The sequence below is a fragment of the Sphingobacterium sp. NPDC055346 genome (assembly GCF_053645235.1).
This window is the reverse complement of sequence record NZ_JBSHMI010000007.1, coordinates 170,842-192,766: the sequence shown is the minus strand read 5'-3', so window position 1 is coordinate 192,766 and position 21,925 is coordinate 170,842. Positions and strand designations below refer to the sequence as shown.

Genomic DNA, 21,925 nt, shown 5'->3' with positions numbered 1-21,925 from the left:
AAGCCTATATTTACCAGCAAATCAACGCTATTTAGGAGAAAGGATGAGTTTTATTAAGGATACGATTTTAGTTTTACTAACTATTTTTAGTCACAATTTAGTTTTTGCCCAACAGGGCAGTTCGATTCAAATCGATGTTGTAGATGATCAAACTAAGGAAAAAATTGATGGAGCAAGCATACATTTTGCAGAATATGCGGGGAGTACAGATAAAACTGGTTCCTATTACCTAGAGTCCATAAAATCTGGGCAATACACTATTGAGGTAAAAGCTATTGGTTATATCCCCTACCAGGGATCATTTACTAAGAACAGTTTTGAAGAGTTGCATTTAGTGCTTTCCCTACAGCAGGAGGTAGCTCAAATTGAAGGGGTGACCATCATTGGGAATTCAGAAAACAAAAAAATAAAGCAAGCGGCAATCCGCAATATATTTATCGATACACGGGCTGTATCCAGCCAAGCGTTATCATTGAGCGACCTGATGAACCGCAGTACGGGAATCAGGGTGAGACAGAATGGAGGCTTAGGAAGCCGCCCAGAGGTATCCGTAAATGGTTTTCAGGGCAAGGCAATCAAATACTTTAAAGATGGAATCCCTTTGGATTACCTAGGTGATGGCTACAACCTATCTTCTCTACCTATTGAAATGCTGGACCATGTAGAAATATATAAGGGCGTTTTACCTGTTTCATTAGGCTCAGATGCATTAGGTGGAGCTGTAAACTTGGTCACTAATAAAAATCAGGGAAAACATGCCAAAGTCTATTATGAACTGGGCTCTTTTAATACGCATAGACTTGGATTGATGGCTTCCAATCTTTCAAAGAATGAAAAATGGAGTTATGGTGGTGAGTTTTTCTATAATTATTCTGCCAATGATTACGATGCCTTGGTCGATGTCGTAAATCCAGAGACCAAAAACAAGGAACCGCAGAGACTTCCCCTATTTCATAATGCATATAGACATTATCTGGGTGAGCTGTTTGTGGGCATGCGGAACCGATCATGGGCAGATGAACTAAAGTTCAGCTTAACGGGATTCAATCTGTATAAGGAACAACAACATCCTGCCTTAATGACCGATGCTTATGGTGCTTTGCACTCTACCCAAGCAACCCTTGCCCCTTCGATACGGTATAAAGCAAACTTCCTGGATAACAAATTACGTATTGATCAATTCAATTCCTACAATATCCTGCAGACACAACGGATTGATACGTTAAGGGGTACTTATGATTGGTTCGGCAATTTTAAGCCCGGTGCCAATTTAGGGGAAAGCCGACTTCCCTCCCAGTCCAAGATTGACGAGAAGCAATGGGTCAATAGGACGAATTTGAGCTATTTAGTTAGTCCGAATAGCAAGGTTGAATTAAACTATGTATTCAGTTCGGCCAACCGATCTGGAAAGGACCCATTTGGCGTAAAACTTGAAGGTTCGGACATCGATGTCCTGAGTTTGGCATCAACTTACCAGAAACATGTTTTTGGGCTATCCTATGAGCAATCGCTACTCCAAGACCGTTTGACTAATCAGCTGATGGGAAAATACTATGTCTACAAAGCGAACGGATATCAGAACACCTGGTTTTCCGTAGATATCACGGAAAAAGACAAGAGAAACACTTCTGGAGATTATTGGGGGATCACTGAAGCTATAAAATATCAGTTTTCTGAAAACAATTTCTTGAGGGCATCCGCAGAATATACCTATAGACTGCCGGAACGGGAGGAACTCTTTGGAAACAACATCTTCATCGTCCCTAATTTTGAATTGAACCCTGAACAGAGTTTAAATTTCAACCTTGGTCTCCATACGCAGCTCTTGAAGCCTTTGACAGTTGAACTGAACAGTTTCTATAGAAATACAAAGGGATTGATTTTGTTGGTCCCTATTCAAGCACCGAATGCACAGTATCAAAACCAAGAGAATGTCCGTGGTTATGGAGTTGATCTAGACATGAAGTACCAAATCAGTGAGCAATATCAATTGTCGGGGAATGCGACATGGCAGGACTTGAGATTATTTGGTATCCAAAACGCACAGGATTCGTGGAAAAACAAGGCTCGGCTTCGTAATACGCCATATTTCTTTGCCAACCTTGCTGCGTCCGCAAAATACCATGATCTATTTCAGCGAGAGAACGAACTTCAGGTCTATTTGAACTACAATTTCATGCGTGAGTTCTATCTCGAAACCATCCCTAAAGAGGTTGAGCCTGGAGGATTCTTAGGATTATCAGGCAGTGCTGACCTAAGTTCAAATCTTATTATACCGAACCAGCACCTATTAAATGCAGGTTTTACCTTTCAATTCCAAAAAAATAAAATGGCCATCGGCGCAGAAGCCAGGAACCTGTTAAACCGGGATATATATGACTATTATCGGGTGCAGCGACCGGGCAGGAGCTTTCATTTAAAACTTAGTTATCAAATATAAAAACACAAAAATTAAAGGTTATGAAAATCAATAGATTCAAAGCATCCATTTTGTTTATGTTCAGTATAGGCGTTTTTGCCAGTTGCAGTGACGACAATGGAGGACCAACACCAGTTGAACCAGATGGAAAGGACAAGTTTGTGCTAATTACCATGAGTGAGAACAACCTTCAGAAGCCTGGCTTTGCAACCGCATTTGATGCATTACCATCGGGCAATGTGGTCAACAACGGAAGCAATAGCTTTCAAGGGATGGGTTTTGGTGGTTGGCGGCCACATGGCAATCAACTCCTGAAAATGTTCAATAGCAAGACCAATGAGCTTGGTATTGATCAGTTATTGGTTGATGGGAACGGAAAAATCAGTGCTGGCAAATTCATTGCAGCAGATAATAACAGTAATGGTTCTGGAAATTTCGTTATCCATGATGAGAATAAGGGTTACTATTGGGATGGAGCATCGCCCTTGAAAATCCAGACCTTTAATCCGACCAACATGACAAGGACTGGAGAATTGGATTTTGCATCCGTAGTCAATGAAAGAGGTCAAAACGTTCCTGAAATCTTGTTTAGATCTATTGGACAGAAGTTTTTGGCCATTAAAGCGGGCAAACTTTATGCAAACATCAGTTATGCAAAGACGAACGGTCCACAAAAAGGCTTTTTCGATGATTATTTTCCAGATGTATATATTGCGGTAATCGATATTGCGACCGGAAAGTATGAGAAAACCATAAAAATTGAGGATACGGGATCTATTGCCTACATCAATGATAATAATATGTATGACTTTGATTCCAATGGGGACCTCTATATCGTAACACAAGGGAGGAGCGCCGTTGGCGGGAAATCTAAGATTGTGCGTATCAAGGCTAATGAAACAGACATAGATAAAACCTGGAGCCTAAATATGGATGAAATCCAGCAAGGCGGAAAGTTCGTTTCCGTATTTGCGAAGGAAGGGAAGATCATTACGGTGATTCCCAATACGAAGTTGACTGGAGGACCTTCAGGCAACATCAATTTTGAAAACGTTTGGGAATTTTACCAGATTGATATTGCCAGTAAACAAAGGATGAAGATCAGTGGAATTCCAGCTGTTACAAATCCTGGAGCAGCATTCTGCGCGATTGATCTGGACGGAAAAACATTATTGAGGGTGAATACCAAAGATGGAAGTCAGAACGGATACTATGAATTGACGGGTACATCTGCGAAAGCCTTGTTCAATGTTACTGCGGGGGGTTCTGTATCTGGACTTTACAAGATCGTAGCAAGACAGTAAGGTTTTGAAAAACTGACAATAAAAGGCAGAAATAAATAACAAAAAAGGGGTATGCAGGATGATTTGAAAAAAATAAAAATTAAATATGCATATCCCTTTTGCTTTTAATAAGATAAAACTTATTTTTGCATTCCAAAATACAGGCATTCAAACAATCTGTATTTAAATTGATTAATAAATTTTAGTCCCTATAATATGCCCAATATTGGTAAAATAGCGCAGATTATCGGCCCAGTAGTTGACGTCAACTTTGCCGACAATGAAAATCTTCCTAAGATTTATGATGCATTGTACATTGAGAAAGACAATGGACAGCGCATTATATTAGAGGTTCAACAGCACTTAGGTGAGGAACGTGTTCGTACGATTGCAATGGATGCTACCGAAGGTTTAATTCGTGGCATGAAGGTCGTTGATACTGGCGCTCCTATCAAAATGCCGATTGGCGAAGAGATCAAAGGTCGTGTATTCAACGTTGTTGGAGATCCAATTGACGGTATTCAAGCATTAAACAAGGAAAACGGTCGTCCTATTCACAACGTACCTCCTAAGTTTGAAGATCTATCGACTGAAACTGAAGTATTGTTTACAGGAATTAAAGTAATCGATTTGTTAGAGCCATATGCAAAAGGTGGTAAGATCGGTTTGTTCGGTGGTGCTGGTGTTGGTAAAACAGTATTGATTCAGGAATTAATCAACAATATCGCAAAAGGACACGGTGGTCTTTCGGTATTTGCTGGTGTAGGCGAGCGTACTCGTGAAGGAAATGACTTACTTCGTGAGATGTTGGAGTCAGGCATTATCAAATACGGTGACAAATTCATGGAAGAAATGGAAAAAGGTCAATGGCCTTTGGACACTGTGGATTTGGAATTAATGAAAGAATCTAAATGTACTTTCGTATTCGGACAGATGAATGAGCCTCCAGGTGCTCGTGCTCGTGTTGCGTTATCAGGTTTGACAATTGCGGAATACTTCCGTGATGGAGATGGCGAAGGACAAGGTCGTGATATCTTATTCTTTATTGATAACATCTTCCGTTTTACCCAAGCAGGTTCTGAGGTATCGGCATTATTAGGTCGTATGCCATCAGCAGTAGGTTACCAACCTACCCTAGCAACAGAGATGGGTCTAATGCAAGAGCGTATTACATCCACTAAGAACGGATCAATCACATCAGTACAAGCGGTATACGTACCTGCGGATGACTTGACTGACCCTGCTCCAGCAACAACATTTGCCCACTTAGATGCAACTACAGTATTATCCCGTAAAATTTCTGAGTTAGGTATTTACCCAGCGGTGGATCCATTGGATTCTACTTCACGTATCCTTTCTCCAGCAGTTTTAGGTGATGAGCATTACAATACTGCACAACGCGTAAAAGAAATCCTTCAACGTTATAAAGAACTTCAGGATATCATCGCCATCTTAGGTATGGACGAATTATCTGAAGAAGATAAGTTAACGGTACACCGCGCACGTCGTGTACAACGTTTCTTGTCACAACCATTCCACGTAGCAGAGCAATTTACAGGTCTGAAAGGTTGTTTAGTAGACATCAAGGACACTATCAAAGGATTCAACATGATCATCGATGGTGAAGTAGATGAATACCCAGAAGCATCTTTCAACTTGGTAGGTTCAATCGAAGACGCTATCGAGAAAGGTAAAAAACTATTAGCAGAAGCAGTTTAAAATATTAGTATTTAGTAATTAGTAGTTAGTATTTAGACCTGACTACTAATTACAAAGTATTAGGTACATAATCCTGATTTAAGTAGTAGCAAAATAGTACTTAGAAAGTTCTAAATACTCTATACTAACTACTAAATACTTAAAAAAAGAATGAAATTAACAATCATAACTCCAGACAAATTAGCTTACGAAGGTGATGTAACAGCGGTTACAGTTCCGGGATCGGCGGGTTCTTTTCAGATTCTGAAGGATCACGCGGCTATTGTGTCTACGCTAGAAGATGGTAAAGTCATTATTAAGAATAATAATGATGAACAAGTCATTATTATTAAAGGTGGTGTAGTAGAAGTAAAGGACAACAATATCATCGTTTTAGCAGAAGGAATTGCGGAAGAATAGATAAACAAAATATTACGATAAAGTAGCCCTTAAAACTTCAAGTTCTAAGGGCTATTTTTTTGCAAGTTTTTTCGGTCCGAGGCCGGTTTTAGGAAGAATTTCGACCAGTTTCCTAAAAATTTGAAAAAATCAAAATTATACCAATTTTAATTTTAGTCTACAGACAACAAAATTTAAAACAGAAAATTAATAGGTATAACAAAATATAATTTTTATTATTAGCAAACATCGAAATAAAAAACTTTATCAAAAAAAATTTCTAGGCTATTGTAAAGAATTTTAATTCGAGCTAACTTAACAAAACAGAACGAAGGGAATCCTAAACGATATTTTTTCAAACAAGTATTACATCAAATTCGGCAGGTTATTATGCAGTATTACAATCAAGATACACTGATCTATTTAAATGGGGAGTTTGTGAAGGCGAGCAATGCTGGAGTTGATATGTTTGGACAGTCATTACATTATGGCTATGGAGCCTTCGAAGGTCTGCGTGCATACAGCACTCACAATGGAACGAGGATCTTTAAGGCAGAAGAACATTTCGACCGTTTACAACAATCATGTAAAGCCATCGGCTTACCTTATCAGTGGGACAATAGAGAGTTGATCGCAAAGTCGTATGAGCTTTTGGAAGCGAACAACCTTCGGGCAGCCTATATTCGCCCTTTGATCTATTCGGGCTCCAATATGCACCTGACAGCATCTGATACGGCAAACATCATGATCGCGGCTTGGGAATGGGGTCCTTATTTAGGACAGAACCTATTAAAGGTAAATATTTCCAGGATTGAACGACCGAACCCGAAGTCCTTCCCCATCAATGCCAAGGTTTCGGGACAATATATCAATTCGATATTAGCGACCAGTGATGCTATCCAAAAGGGTTTCGACGAGGCTTTATTGTTGGACCAAGATGGTTTTGTGGCTCAGGCATCCAGCGAAAACCTGTTCATTGAAAAAGATTTCAAGATCTATACCCCTCCTTTGGGAAACATCTTCCCAGGAATTACCAGGGATACCGTGATCGATATCTGTAAGCGTTTGAATTTTGATATCATCGAGAAGAGAATTACCATAAAAGATATTTACGAAGCTGACAGTGCCTTTTTAAGTGGTACAGCAGCGGGAATAATAGGCATAAAACAAATAGACGATGTGATCTTCCAAGAAGAATGGGAAGACAGCATCGGCGCATCTATCCAAAGAAAATATAAAAATTTAGTATTAGAGCAGAATAATTATGAAGTCATCATCTGATAACCAAAAGGGAATCAACAAGTACAGCCGCATCTTTACACAAGATGAAACTCAACCAGCTGCGAAAGCCATGTTATATGGTATCGGTCTGACCGATGCAGATATGGAGAAGGCACAGGTTGGAATCGCGAGCATGGGCTACGACGGTAACACCTGTAACATGCACCTTAATGACCTAGCTCAAGTCGTCAAAAAAGGTATTTGGAACAGCGATCTGGTCGGCTTGACGTTTGGAACGATTGGGGTCAGTGATGGGATGAGTAACGGAACGGATGGAATGCGCTACTCTTTAGTGTCTCGTGATGTCATTGCTGACAGTATAGAAACGATCTGCGGTGGTCAGTACTATGATGGCGTTGTGGCTATCCCAGGTTGTGACAAGAACATGCCTGGTGCCATCATGGCAATGGGAAGGTTGAACCGCCCTGCCATTATGGTCTACGGAGGAACAATTGCTCCTGGTCATTATAAAGGTGAAGAATTAAATATTGTTTCAGCATTTGAAGCATTAGGAAAGAAAATAGCTGGAACCATTTCGGATGAGGACTATGATGGTGTTATCCGTCATACTTGTCCAGGTGCCGGCGCATGTGGAGGTATGTATACAGCAAACACGATGGCTTCAGCGATTGAGGCTATGGGAATGAGCTTGCCATACTCCTCTTCCAACCCCGCTGTTTCTGATGAGAAGAAACAGGAATGTCTGGAAGTCGGTAAATATATGCGCATCCTATTGGAGAAGGACATCAAGCCTTCGGATATCATGACACGCAAAGCATTTGAGAATGCCATGCGTATCATCGTAATCCTAGGAGGATCTACCAATGCGGTACTTCACTTTATTGCAATGGGTAAATCAGTGGATGTAGATGTTACGCCGGATGATTTCCAACGCATGTCGGATGAAACTCCAGTATTGGCAGATTTCAAACCTTCAGGTAAGTTCTTGATGCAAGATTTACACCAATATGGTGGTATTCCAGCAGTGATGAAATACCTATTGGATGAAGGTTTATTACATGGTGACTGTTTGACGGTAACTGGTAAAACGGTAGCAGAGAACTTAGCGGATGTAAAATCGATCATTGACTATAATCAACCGATCATTCACAAATTAGATGATCCGATCAAGGCGACTGGTCACTTGCAGATCCTTTACGGAAACTTAGCTGAGGAAGGTTCAGTAGCGAAGATTTCGGGAAAAGAAGGGGAGAAATTCACGGGTCCAGCGCGTGTATTTGATGGAGAGCATGATTTGGTAAAAGGTCTTGAGACTGGAAGAATCAAAAAAGGTGATGTGGTCGTGATCAAGAACGAAGGACCTAAGGGGGCTCCAGGAATGCCTGAAATGTTGAAACCAACGTCGTTGATCATTGGTGCAGGCTTAGGAAGTTCTGTGGCCTTGATTACAGACGGACGCTTCTCAGGAGGAACCCATGGATTCGTAGTAGGTCACATTACACCGGAAGCATACGAAGGGGGATTGATCGGATTGGTGCAGGACGATGACATCATCGAAATCGACGCAGTCAACAACAGCATCAACCTTCAGGTCTCGGACGAAGAGATTGCCGCACGCAGAGCAGCTTGGCAACAGCCAGCATTGAAAGTCAGCAAAGGCGTTCTGTACAAATACGCAAAAAGCGTTGCAAATGCATCACAAGGTTGTGTGACGGATTTGTAATAGAGTAGGAAGTATTAAGTAATTAGTATTTAGACCTATTATTCTGCAAAAAATATTACGTCTTAAATAAATAAACGCTTAATACTCTCAAATAAAAAACCAGAAAAAATTAAAGAAAAGTATTAGACTATAAGTCTAACTACTAAATACTTAATACTAATTACTACAAAATGAGTACACTTGAAAAAACGGAAACAAAGGAAACCACTAGAAAGGCAGCTGGAACGCAAGTAAGCGGTTCCCAGGCTGTGATGGAAGCCTTAATCCACGAGGGGGTGGATACCGTATTCGGGTATCCAGGAGGTGCTATTATGCCGATCTATGATGCATTGTATGATTACACTGATCAATTGAAGCATATTTTGGTACGTCACGAACAGGGTGGAATTCATGCTGCACAAGGATATGCACGTACATCGGGACGTGTGGGTGTGGCTTTTGCAACAAGCGGTCCTGGAGCAACAAACCTGGTCACTGGTTTGGCAGACGCAATGATCGATAGTAACCCTATCGTCTGTATTACAGGTCAAGTCTTTGCTTCCCTTCTAGGAACAGATGCATTTCAAGAAACTGACGTCATTAACATCACCACACCTGTGACCAAATGGAACTATCAGGTGACTGATGCGAATGAGATCCCAAGTGTATTAGCTAAAGCATTCTATATTGCTAGAACAGGGAGACCTGGTCCAGTATTAATTGATATTACCAAAAATGCTCAGATCCAATTGTTTGATTACAATGGATACGAGTCCTGCAAGCATGTACGTAGTTACAGACCTGCTCCGATTGTTCGTAAGGAATATGTTGAAGAGGCTGCAAAAGCAATCAATGCGGCAAAGAAACCATTCATTTTATTTGGTCAGGGCGTGATTTTGGGTAAAGCGGAACAAGAGTTCAAGACCTTTATCGAAAAAGCGGGTATCCCTTCGGCTGCTACTGTTATGGGGCTTAGCGCTCTTGAGACAGACCATCCATTGCATGTGGGTATGTTGGGTATGCACGGAAACTATGCACCCAATGTCATGACGAATGAATGTGACGTGTTGATCGCTATCGGAATGCGTTTCGACGACCGTGTAACCGGACGTTTGGATAAATATGCAAAACAGGCAAAAGTTGTTCACTTGGACATAGACCCTGCTGAAATCGACAAGAACGTGAAAGCCCATTATCCAGTTTGGGGAGATTGTAAGGAAACCCTTCCAATGTTGACCGAATTGGTTGAAAAAGGCGATCATGCAGCTTGGTTGAGCAAATTCAGGGATTTGGAAAAAGAAGAAATCAAGGAAGTAATCCATAATGAACTGAACCCTACCTCTGACATCATGACCATGGGTGAAGTACTAAAGGTATTGAACGAGATCACTGGTGGAGATGCTGTTATTGTTACTGACGTAGGTCAGCACCAAATGGTAACCTGCCGTTATGCAAAATTCAACAGTTCGAAATCCAGCGTTACTTCTGGAGGTTTGGGAACGATGGGATTTGGTCTGCCAGCCGCAATTGGCGCTTGGTATGGTGCTCCGCATCGTGATGTGGTAGCTATTATCGGTGATGGTGGTATTCAAATGACCATCCAGGAATTAGGTACCATTATGCAATTCGGCGCCAAGGTGAAGATCTTGATCCTGAACAATGAGTTCTTGGGAATGGTTCGCCAATGGCAACAACTATTCCACGATAAGAGATATTCATTCGTTAATATCACCAGCCCAGATTTCGTAGCTGTTGCGAAAGGATATTATATCGATGGAAATAAGATCTCGGAACGTAAGGATTTAAAGGATGCCCTACAGACTATGATGGATCATGATGGCTCTTACCTATTGGAAATCATGGTAGGTAAAGAGAACAATGTATTCCCAATGGTAGCGCAAGGAACAAGTGTGTCAGAAATTAGATTGAAGTAATCATGGAAAAACAAGAATATACCATAACCATATACACAGAAAACTCTATCGGGATGATAGGCCGTATATCGGGGATATTTTCAAGACGTAAAATCAATATCGAGAGCTTAAATACTTCCCCATCGGAAGTGGATGGCATTCACCGCTTCACAATCTTGATTACAGAATCAGAAGAAGTGGTCCGCAAATTATGCCGTCAGGTTGAAAAACAGGTGGAGGTATTGAAAGCATACTTCAACACCAATGATGAATTGATTTGGCAAGAACAGGCTCTTTATAAAGTACCAGCAGACGCGATTGCAGAGAAAGTATTGGTAGAACGCTTACTTCGTCAATACGGTGCTAATGTAGTTGTGATCCGTAATGACTATATTGTATTCGAAACAGCAGGTCACCGTGAGGAGATCGACAGGCTTACAGAGGAATTGGGCAAATACAACCTGATAGAATTTGTTCGTGGTGCTCGTATCGCCATCATCAAGGACAGTGCTGGTTTCCATACCAAGCTAAAACAATTTGAAATCAATGAGCCAGCTCCTGACATCGTTGAAAACGAGTATTTGGATCAGCGCGACGATGTCTTTACCATGTAATTAATCCTTGCATGCAAGTAGAACAGGTCATACCGATATTCAGGATATTTGATTATGCCAAGGCAGTCGAGTTTTACATCGACTGGCTTGGTTTTCACATTGACTGGGAACATCGATTTGATGACAATTCTCCTATTTACATGCAGATCTCCAGAGATGGCATGGCAATGCACCTCAGCGAGCATCATGGAGATGCCACTCCGGGTTCACAGGTTTTTGTGAATTGCACTGGACTAAAGGCATATCATGAGCAATTGATACAAAAGAATTATAAGTACAATAAACCCGGCTACAAGGAAACATTCTATAACTGCCACTGTGTTCAAGTCATTGATCCATTTGGCAATAGGATATCATTCAACGAGCCGATTAAAGAAGCATAGAACAAATGGAAAAAGTATTCCAATTCATTATCGATGGCCGCAAGGCATTCATCCGATCAATCGATGAATTGTCCTTGGAGCAATTGAACGAAATTCCAACAGGATTCAACAACAATATCATCTGGAATTTTGGACATATCGTAGTGAGTACACAAACATTAAGCTATACCCGCACAGGAATCCGTGAAGGCGTGAGCTGGGTAAAGTATGTGGATGCCTATGCAAAGGGCACTAAACCTACATACTTCGTAAGTCAAGAGGAAGTAAATGATCTTAAGGAAATCGCATTGAGTTCCATCCGTGAGATCGAGGCTGATTACAATGCCGGAGTTTTCAAGACTACGACTCCTTATGAGACGGCAACCTATGGCGCTACGTTAAATAGCATTGAAGATGTCCTGATCACTTCGGTAGGTCATGACAACCTGCACTATGGCTATGCGACGGCACAAAAAAGAATAATCAACAACAAATAATAAGAAACCTTAATCGAAAAAAATATTTAATTCAGTATTACAATGGCAAATTATTTCAACACATTACCTCTTAGAGAGCAATTAGATCAATTAGGCGTTGCAGAATTCATGAATTCATCCGAATTCAACGAAGGAGTAGAAGCTTTAAAAGGTAAAAAAATCGTAATCGTAGGTTGTGGAGCTCAAGGCTTGAACCAAGGTTTAAACTTGAGAGATAGCGGATTGGACGTATCTTATGCATTGCGTAAAGAAGCTATTGAACAAAAAAGAGATTCATGGAAAAATGCAACAGATAACAATTTTAAGGTTGGAACTTACGAAGAATTGATTCCTTCTGCTGACCTAGTTATCAACTTGACTCCAGATAAACAACATACATCCGTTATCAATGCCGTAATGCCATTGATGAAAGAAGGTGCTACCCTATCCTATTCACACGGTTTCAATATCGTTGAAGAAGGTATGCAGATCCGTCCGGATATCACGGTTATCATGGTAGCTCCAAAATGTCCAGGTTCAGAGGTTCGTGCTGAATACTTGAGAGGATTTGGTGTTCCTACTTTGATCGCTGTTCACCCAGAAAATGACCCACAAGGCAAAGGTTGGGCGGAAGCAAAAGCATACTGTGCCGGTACTGGTGGTGACCGTGCTGGTGTATTGAAATCATCTTTCGTAGCAGAGGTAAAATCAGATCTAATGGGTGAGCAAACTATCCTTTGTGGTTTGTTGCAAACAGGTTCTATTCTTTCATTTGATAAAATGGTAGAAAAAGGAATCGATGCTGGCTATGCTTCAAAACTTGTTCAATACGGTGTTGAAGTTATTACTGAAGCTTTAAAACATGGTGGGGTAAGTGGTATGATGGACCGCTTGAGCAACCCTGCGAAAATCAAGGCTTTTGAATTGTCAGAAGAACTGAAAGATATTATGCGTCCATTGTTCCAGAAACACCAAGATGACATCATGTCTGGTGAATTCAGCAAGACCATGATGGAAGACTGGGCTAATGGAGATTCAAACCTATTGAAATGGAGAGCTGAAACTGGAGAAACTGCTTTTGAGAAAACACCTGCTGGCGATGTTAAGATTTCAGAACAGGAATATTTTGACAATTATCTATTGATGGTTGCTTTCGTGAGAGCTGGTGTTGAATTGGCTTTCGAAACGATGGTTGAAGCTGGAATCAAACCAGAATCGGCATATTACGAATCATTGCACGAAACTCCATTGATCGCAAATACAATTGCTCGTAAGAAATTATTCGAGATGAACCGTGTTATTTCTGACACAGCTGAATACGGATGTTATTTATTTGACCAAGCTTGTAAGCCATTATTGGCAGATTTCATGAAGAAAATCGACACAGATGTTGTTGGTAAAAACTTCAATGAAGGCAAGGATGGTTCTGTGGACAACATCAAATTAGTACAGGTTAACGAGATTTTAAGAAATCATGAAGTAGAAACCGTAGGTAGAAAATTGCGTAAAGCAATGACTGCTATGAAAGCTATTCAAACTGTTTAATTTTTCGTAAATTAGATAGCTAAAATTGGGGTAAAATTACCATATTTTAATTTTACCCCTTTTAAAATTTCAAACCAACAAGAGATAAAGAGAAAAATGGGAAAAACATTAGTAGAAAAAATTTGGGATGCACATGTCGTCAAGCGTCAAGAAGGGTTTCCTGATATCATATATATCGATACCCACCTCATCCATGAAGTGACCTCCCCACAGGCATTTGATGGTTTGCGCAAAAGAGGACTGCCTGTACTCCGTCCGGATCAAACTGTAGCAACGGCTGACCATAATGTCCCAACATTAAACCAGCACTTGCCAATCAAAGAAGAACTTTCTCGCTACCAAGTAGACATGCTGACCAAAAACTGTAAGGAGTTTGGTGTTGAACTTTATGGATTGGGCCACCCATTCCAAGGCATTGTGCATGTTATTGGGCCTGAATTAGGCATCACCCTACCTGGAAAAACCATGGTATGCGGAGATAGCCACACTTCTACGCATGGCGCTTTTGGTGCTATTGCATTTGGAATCGGGACTTCTCAAGTAGAGCAGGTATTTGCTACACAATGTTTATTGCTGCAAAAACCAAAGACCATGAAAATCGAGGTTAATGGTGAACTAGGAAAAGGTGTGGGTGCTAAAGATATCATCCTTTACATCATTTCCAAGATTTCTGCAGCTGGTGGAACAGGCTATTTTGTTGAATATGCTGGTTCTGCTATTCGCTCATTGAGTATGGAAGGTCGAATGACCATCTGTAATATGAGTATTGAAATGGGTGCTCGTGGTGGATTGATTGCACCTGACCAAACGACTTTTGATTATATAAATGGTCGTGAATTTGCTCCAAAAGGAGAAGAATGGGATAAAGCATTGGCTTATTGGAAGACGTTGTATTCCGATGATGATGCAGAGTTTGATAAGGTATTGACCTTTGATGCTGCTGATATACAGCCGATGATTACCTATGGTACCAACCCAGGTATGGGTATCGGAATCACGGAGTCCATTCCTACAACCACCTCTCAACCTGAGAATGAACGCCCTTCTTATCAAAAAGCCTTAAACTACATGGGATTCCACGATGGCGATCAGGTCATTGGAAAACCGGTGGATTATGTATTCATCGGAAGTTGTACCAACTCCCGTATTGAAGACTTACGCCAAGTAGCGGCCTTCGTTCAAGGTAAGCATAAGGCGGAGAATGTGGAAGTATGGATCGTTCCAGGATCAAAACAAGTGGAGGCTCAGGCTAAACTTGAAGGTATTGACAAGATATTTGAAGAAGCAGGTTTTATGCTTCGTGAACCTGGCTGTTCTGCATGTCTAGGGATGAATGAAGATAAGATCCCTGCTGGTAAATACTGTGTTTCTACTTCTAACAGAAATTTTGAAGGTAGACAAGGACCAAACGCACGCACCATGCTGGTAAGCCCGCTTACCGCAGCAGCTGCAGCAGTAACTGGTAAAATTGTAGACGTAAGGGAATTAGTGTAAAGAATTAGAATCATGAAAAAATTTGAAAAATTATCCTCTCGAGTAGTTCCTCTACCGATAGAAAATATAGATACAGACCAGATCATCCCTGCCCGTTTCCTTAAGGCAACGACGCGTGAAGGTTTTGGAAATAATCTATTCCGCGATTGGCGCTTTGACAGCGAGGATCAGCCTAAAGCGGACTTCGTTATGAATGACCCAACTTATAAAGGCAAGGTTTTGGTTGCCGGTAAGAACTTTGGCTGTGGCTCCTCTCGTGAGCATGCTGCCTGGGCTATTCAAGATTATGGCTTCGATGTGGTAGTTAGCTCTTTCTTTGCAGATATCTTCAAAGGAAATGCCTTGAACAACGGTGTCTTGCCTATCACGGTTCCTGAGGAATTCTTAGAAAAGATCTTTGAGAAGGTTTTTGCTAATCCAGATACGGAAGTGGTGGTTGACCTAGAAGCTCAAACTATCGGCATTGAAGGAACTGATGACAAATTTACATTTGAAATCAATCCTTATAAAAAATCATGCCTGATCAATGGCTATGATGATATCGACTATATCTTAAGCCAAAAAGCGGAAATCGAAGCTTTCGAACAAAACAGATAATGGCTGCTTTCGTCCAAATATCAAATTTGTCGGTTTCATACGGTCTAACTACTGTTTTGAACAATTTGTCTTGGACTATTGAGCCCGATGAAAACTATGTATTGGCTGGCAAGAGTGGTTCTGGGAAAACAACTTTGGCAAAAGCAATTGCAGGATTGATAACTGCAGCTGGCGAAGTGAAAGTTGAATTCGATTCCAATTACCCTCTCCTTCAAAAAGTAATCTACGTTTCTAATTGGTATCAGTTTACCAATTTAGAAGGCGACAGAAACTTCTATTATCAACAACGCTATAACCGTCATCAAGGGAATGATACCCTGACGGTCAAAGCTGAACTGCTTCATTTTGCAAAGAAGGAAAACCTTCGGATAGAAGATATCCATGATAAGATTGTTGCCATGGGTTTTGAACATACCATGGATTCTCAATTGATTGAACTTTCAAGTGGAGAGCACAAGAAATTGCAATTGGTCAAGTCACTTTGGTTGAAACCACAGCTTCTGATCATTGATGAACCTTATACAGGTTTGGATAAGCAATCTAGGTTAGAATTGAATATCTGGTTAGATGAACTTGTTGCTGAAGGTGTACAGCTTTTTATTATTTCAAATGATAGGCAGTTACCAAAATCCATCAACCGATATGCACATATTGTAGACGGTCAGATCGAATCGGTAAGATCTTTTGATGAGGTCATCCAAGATGAGGAGCGCGTAAAAAAAGAATTGCCTGCTTTTCTTCACCAGGTTCCAGAGACTAATTATAGCACGGTTGCTGATCTGAAAGATATAATTATCAGGTATGGTGAGAAGGTTGTGCTGAACAAGGTATCTTGGAAGGTAGAAGTAGGCGAGAAATGGTTGCTACAAGGTCCGAATGGTTCAGGAAAATCCACCTTATTGAGTTTGATCAATGGTGATCATCCGCAATCTTATGGATTGGACATCGAGCTGTTTGGAAACAAACGCGGATCCGGTGAGAGTATTTGGGACATCAAACAGAAGATTGGAATGATATCACCAGAAATGCACTGGTATTTCGACCAAAACGCAACGGTTTGGCATACGCTGGCTTCTGGATTTTACGACAGTATCGGATGGTTCATTGATGTCAAGTTCCAAGAAAAGAAACAGATCGAAGAGCTGATGGCTTTCTTTGATTTGACGGAGCATAAGGATCAATTACTGCATACCCTTCCATTAGGCAAACAGCGTTTGGCGATGTTAGCCAGGAGCATTATCAAAAATCCTCCATTATTGGTATTGGATGAACCCTGCCAAGGCTTGGATTCGCAGCAAGCAAAGTATTTTAATGATGTAGTCGATGAACTTTGCCAGCACGGCAAGACATTGATCTATGTCGGACATTATGAAAGTCAGCTTCCGAGCTGCATTGAAAAAAGAATTGTATTAGAAAAAGGTGAAGTCATCGCCTTGGAAAATAAAGTTGAAAACGTTTTATAACACATGAAGAAAAACATTCTTATTATTCCCGGAGATGGAATTGGACAAGAGGTTACTACCTGGGGAAAAGAAGTTCTGAATAAAATTGCCGAAAAATATAATCACGAATTTATTTTCGACGAGGCAATCATGGGCCACACTGCTATTGAAGCTACAGGAAATCCATTACCAGATGAAACACTAGAAAAAGCAAAAGCTTCTGACGCTATCCTTTTCGGTGCGATCGGTCATGCTAAATATGATAATGACCCTTCTGCCAAGGTACGTCCTGAACAGGGCTTATTAAAGATTCGTAAGGAATTAGGCTTATATGCCAACTTACGTCCTATCCTGTTGTTCGATGAACTATTGGATGCTTCAAGCCTGAAACCAGAAGTCCTTCGTGGTACTGATATCCTTTTCTTCCGTGAATTAACAGGTGATGTTTATTTCGGTGAAAAGAAACGTAATGAAGACAATAGTTTCGCTTCCGATCTGATGAACTATAACCGCTACGAAGTTGACCGTATTGCCCGTAAAGCGTTCGATGCAGCAAGAACGAGAAGTAAAAAACTTTGTTCAGTGGATAAAGCCAACGTATTGGAAACATCAAGATTGTGGAGAGAGGTTGTCCAAGAAATCGCGAAAGAATACCCAGATGTTGAGACAGAGCACATGTTCATCGATAATGCTGCCATGCAATTGGTTAAGAACCCTAAGAAATTTGATGTGGTATTGACGGCAAACCTTTTTGGTGACATCTTAACTGATGAAGCATCACAGATCGCCGGTTCAATGGGGATGTTAGCTTCGGCTTCTGTGGGTGATGGAACAGGATTCTTTGAACCTATCCATGGTTCTGCACATGACATCGCGGGACAAAATAAAGCTAATCCGCTAGCTTCTATCCTTTCAGCCGCATTGATGTTGGACATCGCCTTCGGTTTACAAGATGAGGCAAAAGAAGTGACCAATGCCGTTGCCGAAACATTGAAAGCTGGTTGGAGAACTGGTGATATCGCCAATGCAGATACCCCAGCCGAAAAGATTTTAGGCACTCAGGAAATGGGCGCTAAAGTTTTAGAGTTTTTGAAATAGAATTAATCAAGGTATAAACATAAATTGAGACAATATGTTACACGATCCTAATCACTTATACATTTTCGATACGACATTACGTGACGGTGAGCAAGTGCCGGGTTGCCAATTGACAACTCCTGAAAAAATCGAAATTGCCAAAGATTTGGAACGCTTAGGGGTAGATATTATTGAAGCAGGATTTCCTGTTTCAAGCCCTGGAGATTTCCAATCGGTTGTCGAACTATCCAAGGCTGTTAATGATGTGATCATCTGTGCACTGACCCGTGCTAACATGAACGATATCGATGTGGCTGCTGATGCATTGAAATATGCAAAAATACCCCGTATCCATACTGGAATCGGCTCTTCAGACATGCACATCAAATATAAATTCAACAGTACCCGTGAAGAAATCCTAGAACGTGCTGTAGCAGCTGTAAAGCATGCCAAATCTTATGTAGAGGATGTTGAATTCTATGCAGAGGATGCTGGCCGTGCCGATTTAGAGTTCTTGGCAAAAATGATCGAGTCAGTGATTGCCGCTGGCGCAACGGTTGTTAATATTCCAGATACCAATGGATATTGTTTACCGGATCAATATGGCTCCAAAATCAAATACCTGAAAGAAAATGTAAAGAACATCGATCAGGCCATTATTTCAGCACATTGCCATAACGACTTAGGATTAGCGACTGCCAATTCCATTGCAGCCATCCAAAATGGTGCTCGCCAGGTGGAATGTACCATCAACGGAATCGGTGAACGCGCAGGAAATACTTCTCTGGAAGAAGTTGCCATGATCCTGAAAGTACACAACCAGGCTTTTGGAGGATTATCTTCCAATATCGACAGCAGAATGTTCACTTACCTTTCCAGAAAAGTAAGTGAAATGATGAACATGCCGGTACAGCCGAACAAAGCTATTGTTGGCCGTAATGCTTTCGCACATAGCTCCGGAATCCACCAAGATGGCTTCCTAAAACACCGTGAGAATTACGAGATCATCCGTCCAGAGGATGTAGGCTTGGAAGAAGCAGACATAATCTTAACGGCTCGTTCAGGTCGTCACGCCTTGAAACACCATCTTGAAAGACTAGGTTATAACCTAGATAAAGATAAATTAGCAGATTGTTACCAACGATTCTTGATCTTAGCAGATGCCAAAAAAGAAATCTGCGATGAGGATTTGCTGATCTTGGTAAAAGAAAATTAATACAAAGGCTGGGTGACCAGCCTTTACATCCACCTAAACAAACGAACAGATTAGAATGAGTTTGGACCTATCAACACTGACCATAGACTCGATTGCTGCTAAAGAACAGATCAAGGATGTGGTTACCCGTACGCCATTGCAGTACAACCATCATCTTTCTGAAAAATACGGAGCTGAGGTCTATCTTAAAAGGGAAGATCTCCAAGTAGTGAGATCTTATAAATTACGTGGTGCTTTCAACAAAATCTGCAGTCTTTCCCAAGAAGAAAGAGAACGTGGTGTTGTCTGTGCCAGTGCTGGAAACCATGCCCAAGGCGTGGCCTTATCCTGCAAAAAATTAGATATCAAAGGCGTAATCTTTATGCCCGGACCTACCCCAAGACAAAAAATTACCCAAACTGAGATGTGGGGGAATGGCAATATCGAAATCGTTCTGATTGGCGACACTTTCGATGACTGCCAAAAAGCCGCTTTAGAATATACCAAGGAACATAACATGACCTTTATCCCTCCGTTTGATGACCTGAAAGTCATTGAAGGTCAAGGAACAGTTGCTGTTGAAATCCTTGAAGATTTACCTGATGTAGACGCGATTTTTATTCCTATTGGTGGTGGTGGCCTATCTTCAGGAGTAAGCTATCATATCCGCAAATTTGCTCCTGGAGTAAAATGTTATGGCGTAGAGCCAGAAGGGGCTCCATCCATGCAGGCGGCAATCCAGAATGGTAACCCGATTGAACTGGAGCAAATCAATAAATTCGTTGATGGTGCTGCAGTTAAGAAAGTTGGGACTCTGACCTTCGACATCAGTTCCAAACTGTTGGACGGTGTGAAATCTATTCCTGAAGGCAAGATCTGCACGACCATTCTAGAATTATATAATAAGGATGCCATTGTAGTAGAACCTGCAGGGGCACTTTCCGTTGCTGCATTGGATTTTCACAAAGATGAAATCAAAGGCAAAAAAGTAGTCTGTATCATTTCTGGAGGAAACAACGATATCGACCGAATGAGCGAGATCAAAGAGCTTTCCTTATTGTATGAAGGATTTAAACATTACTTTATCGTTCGCTTCCCGCAAAGACCTGGCGCATTGAAATTATTGGTTACCGAAGTACTTGGTCCTAAAGATGATATCACTCGTTTTGAATACATCAAAAAAACAGAACGAGAAAGAGGTCCTGCCTTAATTGGTATTGAATTAAATGATCCAAATGATTATATTACATTTATAGAACGATTAAAGTCTTATAAATTTGACTTTATCGAATTGAACAAAGACCAGACATTATTTGAGTATCTGGTATAAAAACGCAACTAACCCTCCAAAATAAAGTAGATGCAACGGCCATTATTTCTTATGGTCGTTGCTTTTTTGTTTTACAGATATTATCAATTTTTTGACTCTTTTGTTACAAAACAACTAAAAAAGTTTAAGCGTAGATAAGGACTGGAAATCCTAATTTATTGACCGTCAACAAATGCCAATCCCAAAAAGAAGAACACCTATCTGCATTAGCTTAATTTTACCCGGTTGCCAATACAAATAGATGTTCTAGAAAATTTTAATCTATCATAACTTTATCTAACTAACAAACCTAAATTCTAGGATAGATTATAAATCAATATTAGAGATATTTAATGTTAAGAAGTGTAAATAAATCCTAATGTTATCTTAAATTTTAAATAACTTATTGATTTACAACTAAATTATACAACAATTATCGCTAATTTCAGTTTATTATTTAGTCAATAACCAAAATCATACTTACGATGAAAGCATCAACAATCTTATTAATCTTGACCTTGCTGTGCGGTTTTTCCATGGCTCAAGCTCAAGAAAAAAAGCCAAAGGCTAGTCCAGCGGACAGTGCCATGGTCACTACAGATGATGGAGTAACCATCTCAATCAAGTACAGCAGCCCTTCTTTAAAAGGACGTAAGTTAGGTGTAGACCTTGCAAAAGTTGGGGAGGTTTGGAGAACAGGAGCCAATGAAGCTACTACCGTAGAATTCGACAAAAACGTATTGGTAAACGGCCAAAAACTTCCTGCTGGAAAATACAGCCTCTATTCCATTCCAGGTGAATCCCAATCAACCGTGATCTTTAATAAAACATGGAAACAATGGGGTACCGATTACAACGAAAAGGATGATGCCTTACGCGTGCAAGTCGACAATGAGGAAAACGGGGAAAACCTGGAACGCCTCAAAATCACCGCTGACAAAGATGGAACCATCAAAGTGAAATGGGGCGACTACGGCCTGCCAATTTCGGTTAAAGCGGATAAATAAAATAAAGGAGTCCTTTTACAAAAGGACTCCTTCATTTTATTTAGAGACTAGACAAAAGACATCAGAGTCTTTCAGGCGACAAATCAACGGGAACTCCCCTTTTTTTATAAACCTTTGGTCATAATAAACGCAAATAATCTGATCAGCCCTA

The 21,925-nt window shown here is 40.7% G+C and carries 18 protein-coding genes; all 18 read left to right on the top strand.

Going from position 1 to position 21,925, the window contains the following annotated elements; genetic code table 11:
- Positions 1-43: 43 nt before the first annotated feature.
- Positions 44-2,440 carry a TonB-dependent receptor gene (locus ACWICE_RS15290; RefSeq protein ID WP_454298709.1) on the top strand — a complete coding sequence of 799 codons (2,397 nt, stop codon included), beginning with the start codon at positions 44-46 and terminating at the stop codon, positions 2,438-2,440.
- A 20-nt stretch (positions 2,441-2,460) separates the two neighbouring features.
- Entirely contained in the window at positions 2,461-3,723 is a 1,263-nt protein-coding gene (locus ACWICE_RS15285) for a hypothetical protein (protein WP_454298708.1), read from the top strand.
- Positions 3,724-3,918: 195 nt separating this feature from the next.
- Positions 3,919-5,421, top strand: coding sequence for a F0F1 ATP synthase subunit beta (atpD, locus tag ACWICE_RS15280; protein ID WP_093100256.1), 1,503 nt, complete (start codon positions 3,919-3,921; stop codon positions 5,419-5,421).
- Positions 5,422-5,571: 150 nt separating this feature from the next.
- Complete coding sequence (gene atpC / locus ACWICE_RS15275) at positions 5,572-5,820, top strand: ATP synthase F1 subunit epsilon (RefSeq protein ID WP_099370009.1); 249 nt, start codon at positions 5,572-5,574, stop codon at positions 5,818-5,820.
- Between the two features lie 369 nt (positions 5,821-6,189).
- Complete coding sequence (locus ACWICE_RS15270) at positions 6,190-7,080, top strand: branched-chain amino acid transaminase (RefSeq protein ID WP_185213403.1); 891 nt, start codon at positions 6,190-6,192, stop codon at positions 7,078-7,080.
- On the top strand, positions 7,064-8,764 hold the full coding sequence (ilvD, locus tag ACWICE_RS15265; protein WP_185213402.1) for a dihydroxy-acid dehydratase: 1,701 nt from the start codon (positions 7,064-7,066) through the stop codon (positions 8,762-8,764). The genes ACWICE_RS15270 and ilvD overlap by 17 nt, the downstream gene beginning before the upstream one ends.
- A 170-nt stretch (positions 8,765-8,934) precedes the next feature.
- Positions 8,935-10,677 carry a biosynthetic-type acetolactate synthase large subunit gene (gene ilvB, locus ACWICE_RS15260; protein ID WP_185213401.1) on the top strand — a complete coding sequence of 581 codons (1,743 nt, stop codon included), beginning with the start codon at positions 8,935-8,937 and terminating at the stop codon, positions 10,675-10,677.
- Between the two features lie 2 nt (positions 10,678-10,679).
- Complete coding sequence (gene ilvN / locus ACWICE_RS15255) at positions 10,680-11,270, top strand: acetolactate synthase small subunit (protein WP_185213400.1); 591 nt, start codon at positions 10,680-10,682, stop codon at positions 11,268-11,270.
- Between the two features lie 11 nt (positions 11,271-11,281).
- Positions 11,282-11,653, top strand: coding sequence for a glyoxalase superfamily protein (locus ACWICE_RS15250; protein WP_313261724.1), 372 nt, complete (start codon positions 11,282-11,284; stop codon positions 11,651-11,653).
- Positions 11,654-11,658: 5 nt separating this feature from the next.
- Positions 11,659-12,129 (top strand): DinB family protein, encoded by a 471-nt coding sequence (locus ACWICE_RS15245; protein ID WP_454298707.1) that lies wholly within the window; start codon positions 11,659-11,661, stop codon positions 12,127-12,129.
- A gap of 42 nt (positions 12,130-12,171) precedes the next feature.
- Positions 12,172-13,653 carry a ketol-acid reductoisomerase gene (gene ilvC / locus ACWICE_RS15240; RefSeq protein WP_185213397.1) on the top strand — a complete coding sequence of 494 codons (1,482 nt, stop codon included), beginning with the start codon at positions 12,172-12,174 and terminating at the stop codon, positions 13,651-13,653.
- Positions 13,654-13,749: 96 nt separating this feature from the next.
- Complete coding sequence (gene leuC, locus ACWICE_RS15235; RefSeq protein ID WP_185217704.1) at positions 13,750-15,147, top strand: 3-isopropylmalate dehydratase large subunit; 1,398 nt, start codon at positions 13,750-13,752, stop codon at positions 15,145-15,147.
- 12 nt (positions 15,148-15,159) lie between these two features.
- Positions 15,160-15,744 (top strand): 3-isopropylmalate dehydratase small subunit, encoded by a 585-nt coding sequence (leuD, locus tag ACWICE_RS15230; protein WP_185213395.1) that lies wholly within the window; start codon positions 15,160-15,162, stop codon positions 15,742-15,744.
- A gap of 56 nt (positions 15,745-15,800) precedes the next feature.
- A complete protein-coding gene (locus ACWICE_RS15225) occupies positions 15,801-17,207 on the top strand; it encodes an ATP-binding cassette domain-containing protein (RefSeq protein WP_454298706.1) in 1,407 nt (468 codons plus the stop codon).
- A gap of 3 nt (positions 17,208-17,210) precedes the next feature.
- Positions 17,211-18,284, top strand: coding sequence for a 3-isopropylmalate dehydrogenase (gene leuB / locus ACWICE_RS15220; RefSeq protein WP_185213393.1), 1,074 nt, complete (start codon positions 17,211-17,213; stop codon positions 18,282-18,284).
- Positions 18,285-18,318: 34 nt separating this feature from the next.
- A complete protein-coding gene (locus ACWICE_RS15215; RefSeq protein WP_454298705.1) occupies positions 18,319-19,479 on the top strand; it encodes a 2-isopropylmalate synthase in 1,161 nt (386 codons plus the stop codon).
- A gap of 55 nt (positions 19,480-19,534) precedes the next feature.
- Positions 19,535-20,788: a threonine ammonia-lyase IlvA gene (ilvA, locus tag ACWICE_RS15210; RefSeq protein WP_454298704.1), complete on the top strand. Its 1,254-nt coding sequence runs from the start codon at positions 19,535-19,537 to the stop codon at positions 20,786-20,788.
- A gap of 464 nt (positions 20,789-21,252) precedes the next feature.
- On the top strand, positions 21,253-21,774 hold the full coding sequence (locus ACWICE_RS15205; protein WP_185213391.1) for a DUF2911 domain-containing protein: 522 nt from the start codon (positions 21,253-21,255) through the stop codon (positions 21,772-21,774).
- Positions 21,775-21,925 lie beyond the last annotated feature (151 nt).

Bases quoted from the DNA above. Each gene is read 5' to 3' on its own strand.
- ilvC (WP_185213397.1), top strand. From the start codon at position 12,172: ATGGCAAATTATTTCAACACATTACCTCTTAGAGAGCAATTAGATCAA.
- ACWICE_RS15205 (WP_185213391.1), top strand. From the start codon at position 21,253: ATGAAAGCATCAACAATCTTATTAATCTTGACCTTGCTGTGCGGTTTT.
- ACWICE_RS15250 (WP_313261724.1), top strand. From the start codon at position 11,282: ATGCAAGTAGAACAGGTCATACCGATATTCAGGATATTTGATTATGCC.
- leuC (WP_185217704.1), top strand. From the start codon at position 13,750: ATGGGAAAAACATTAGTAGAAAAAATTTGGGATGCACATGTCGTCAAG.
- atpD (WP_093100256.1), top strand. From the start codon at position 3,919: ATGCCCAATATTGGTAAAATAGCGCAGATTATCGGCCCAGTAGTTGAC.
- ACWICE_RS15245 (WP_454298707.1), top strand. From the start codon at position 11,659: ATGGAAAAAGTATTCCAATTCATTATCGATGGCCGCAAGGCATTCATC.
- ACWICE_RS15285 (WP_454298708.1), top strand. From the start codon at position 2,461: ATGAAAATCAATAGATTCAAAGCATCCATTTTGTTTATGTTCAGTATA.
- ACWICE_RS15270 (WP_185213403.1), top strand. From the start codon at position 6,190: ATGCAGTATTACAATCAAGATACACTGATCTATTTAAATGGGGAGTTT.
- ilvB (WP_185213401.1), top strand. From the start codon at position 8,935: ATGAGTACACTTGAAAAAACGGAAACAAAGGAAACCACTAGAAAGGCA.
- atpC (WP_099370009.1), top strand. From the start codon at position 5,572: ATGAAATTAACAATCATAACTCCAGACAAATTAGCTTACGAAGGTGAT.
- ilvA (WP_454298704.1), top strand. From the start codon at position 19,535: ATGAGTTTGGACCTATCAACACTGACCATAGACTCGATTGCTGCTAAA.
- leuB (WP_185213393.1), top strand. From the start codon at position 17,211: ATGAAGAAAAACATTCTTATTATTCCCGGAGATGGAATTGGACAAGAG.
- ACWICE_RS15215 (WP_454298705.1), top strand. From the start codon at position 18,319: ATGTTACACGATCCTAATCACTTATACATTTTCGATACGACATTACGT.
- ilvN (WP_185213400.1), top strand. From the start codon at position 10,680: ATGGAAAAACAAGAATATACCATAACCATATACACAGAAAACTCTATC.
- ACWICE_RS15290 (WP_454298709.1), top strand. From the start codon at position 44: ATGAGTTTTATTAAGGATACGATTTTAGTTTTACTAACTATTTTTAGT.
- ilvD (WP_185213402.1), top strand. From the start codon at position 7,064: ATGAAGTCATCATCTGATAACCAAAAGGGAATCAACAAGTACAGCCGC.
- leuD (WP_185213395.1), top strand. From the start codon at position 15,160: ATGAAAAAATTTGAAAAATTATCCTCTCGAGTAGTTCCTCTACCGATA.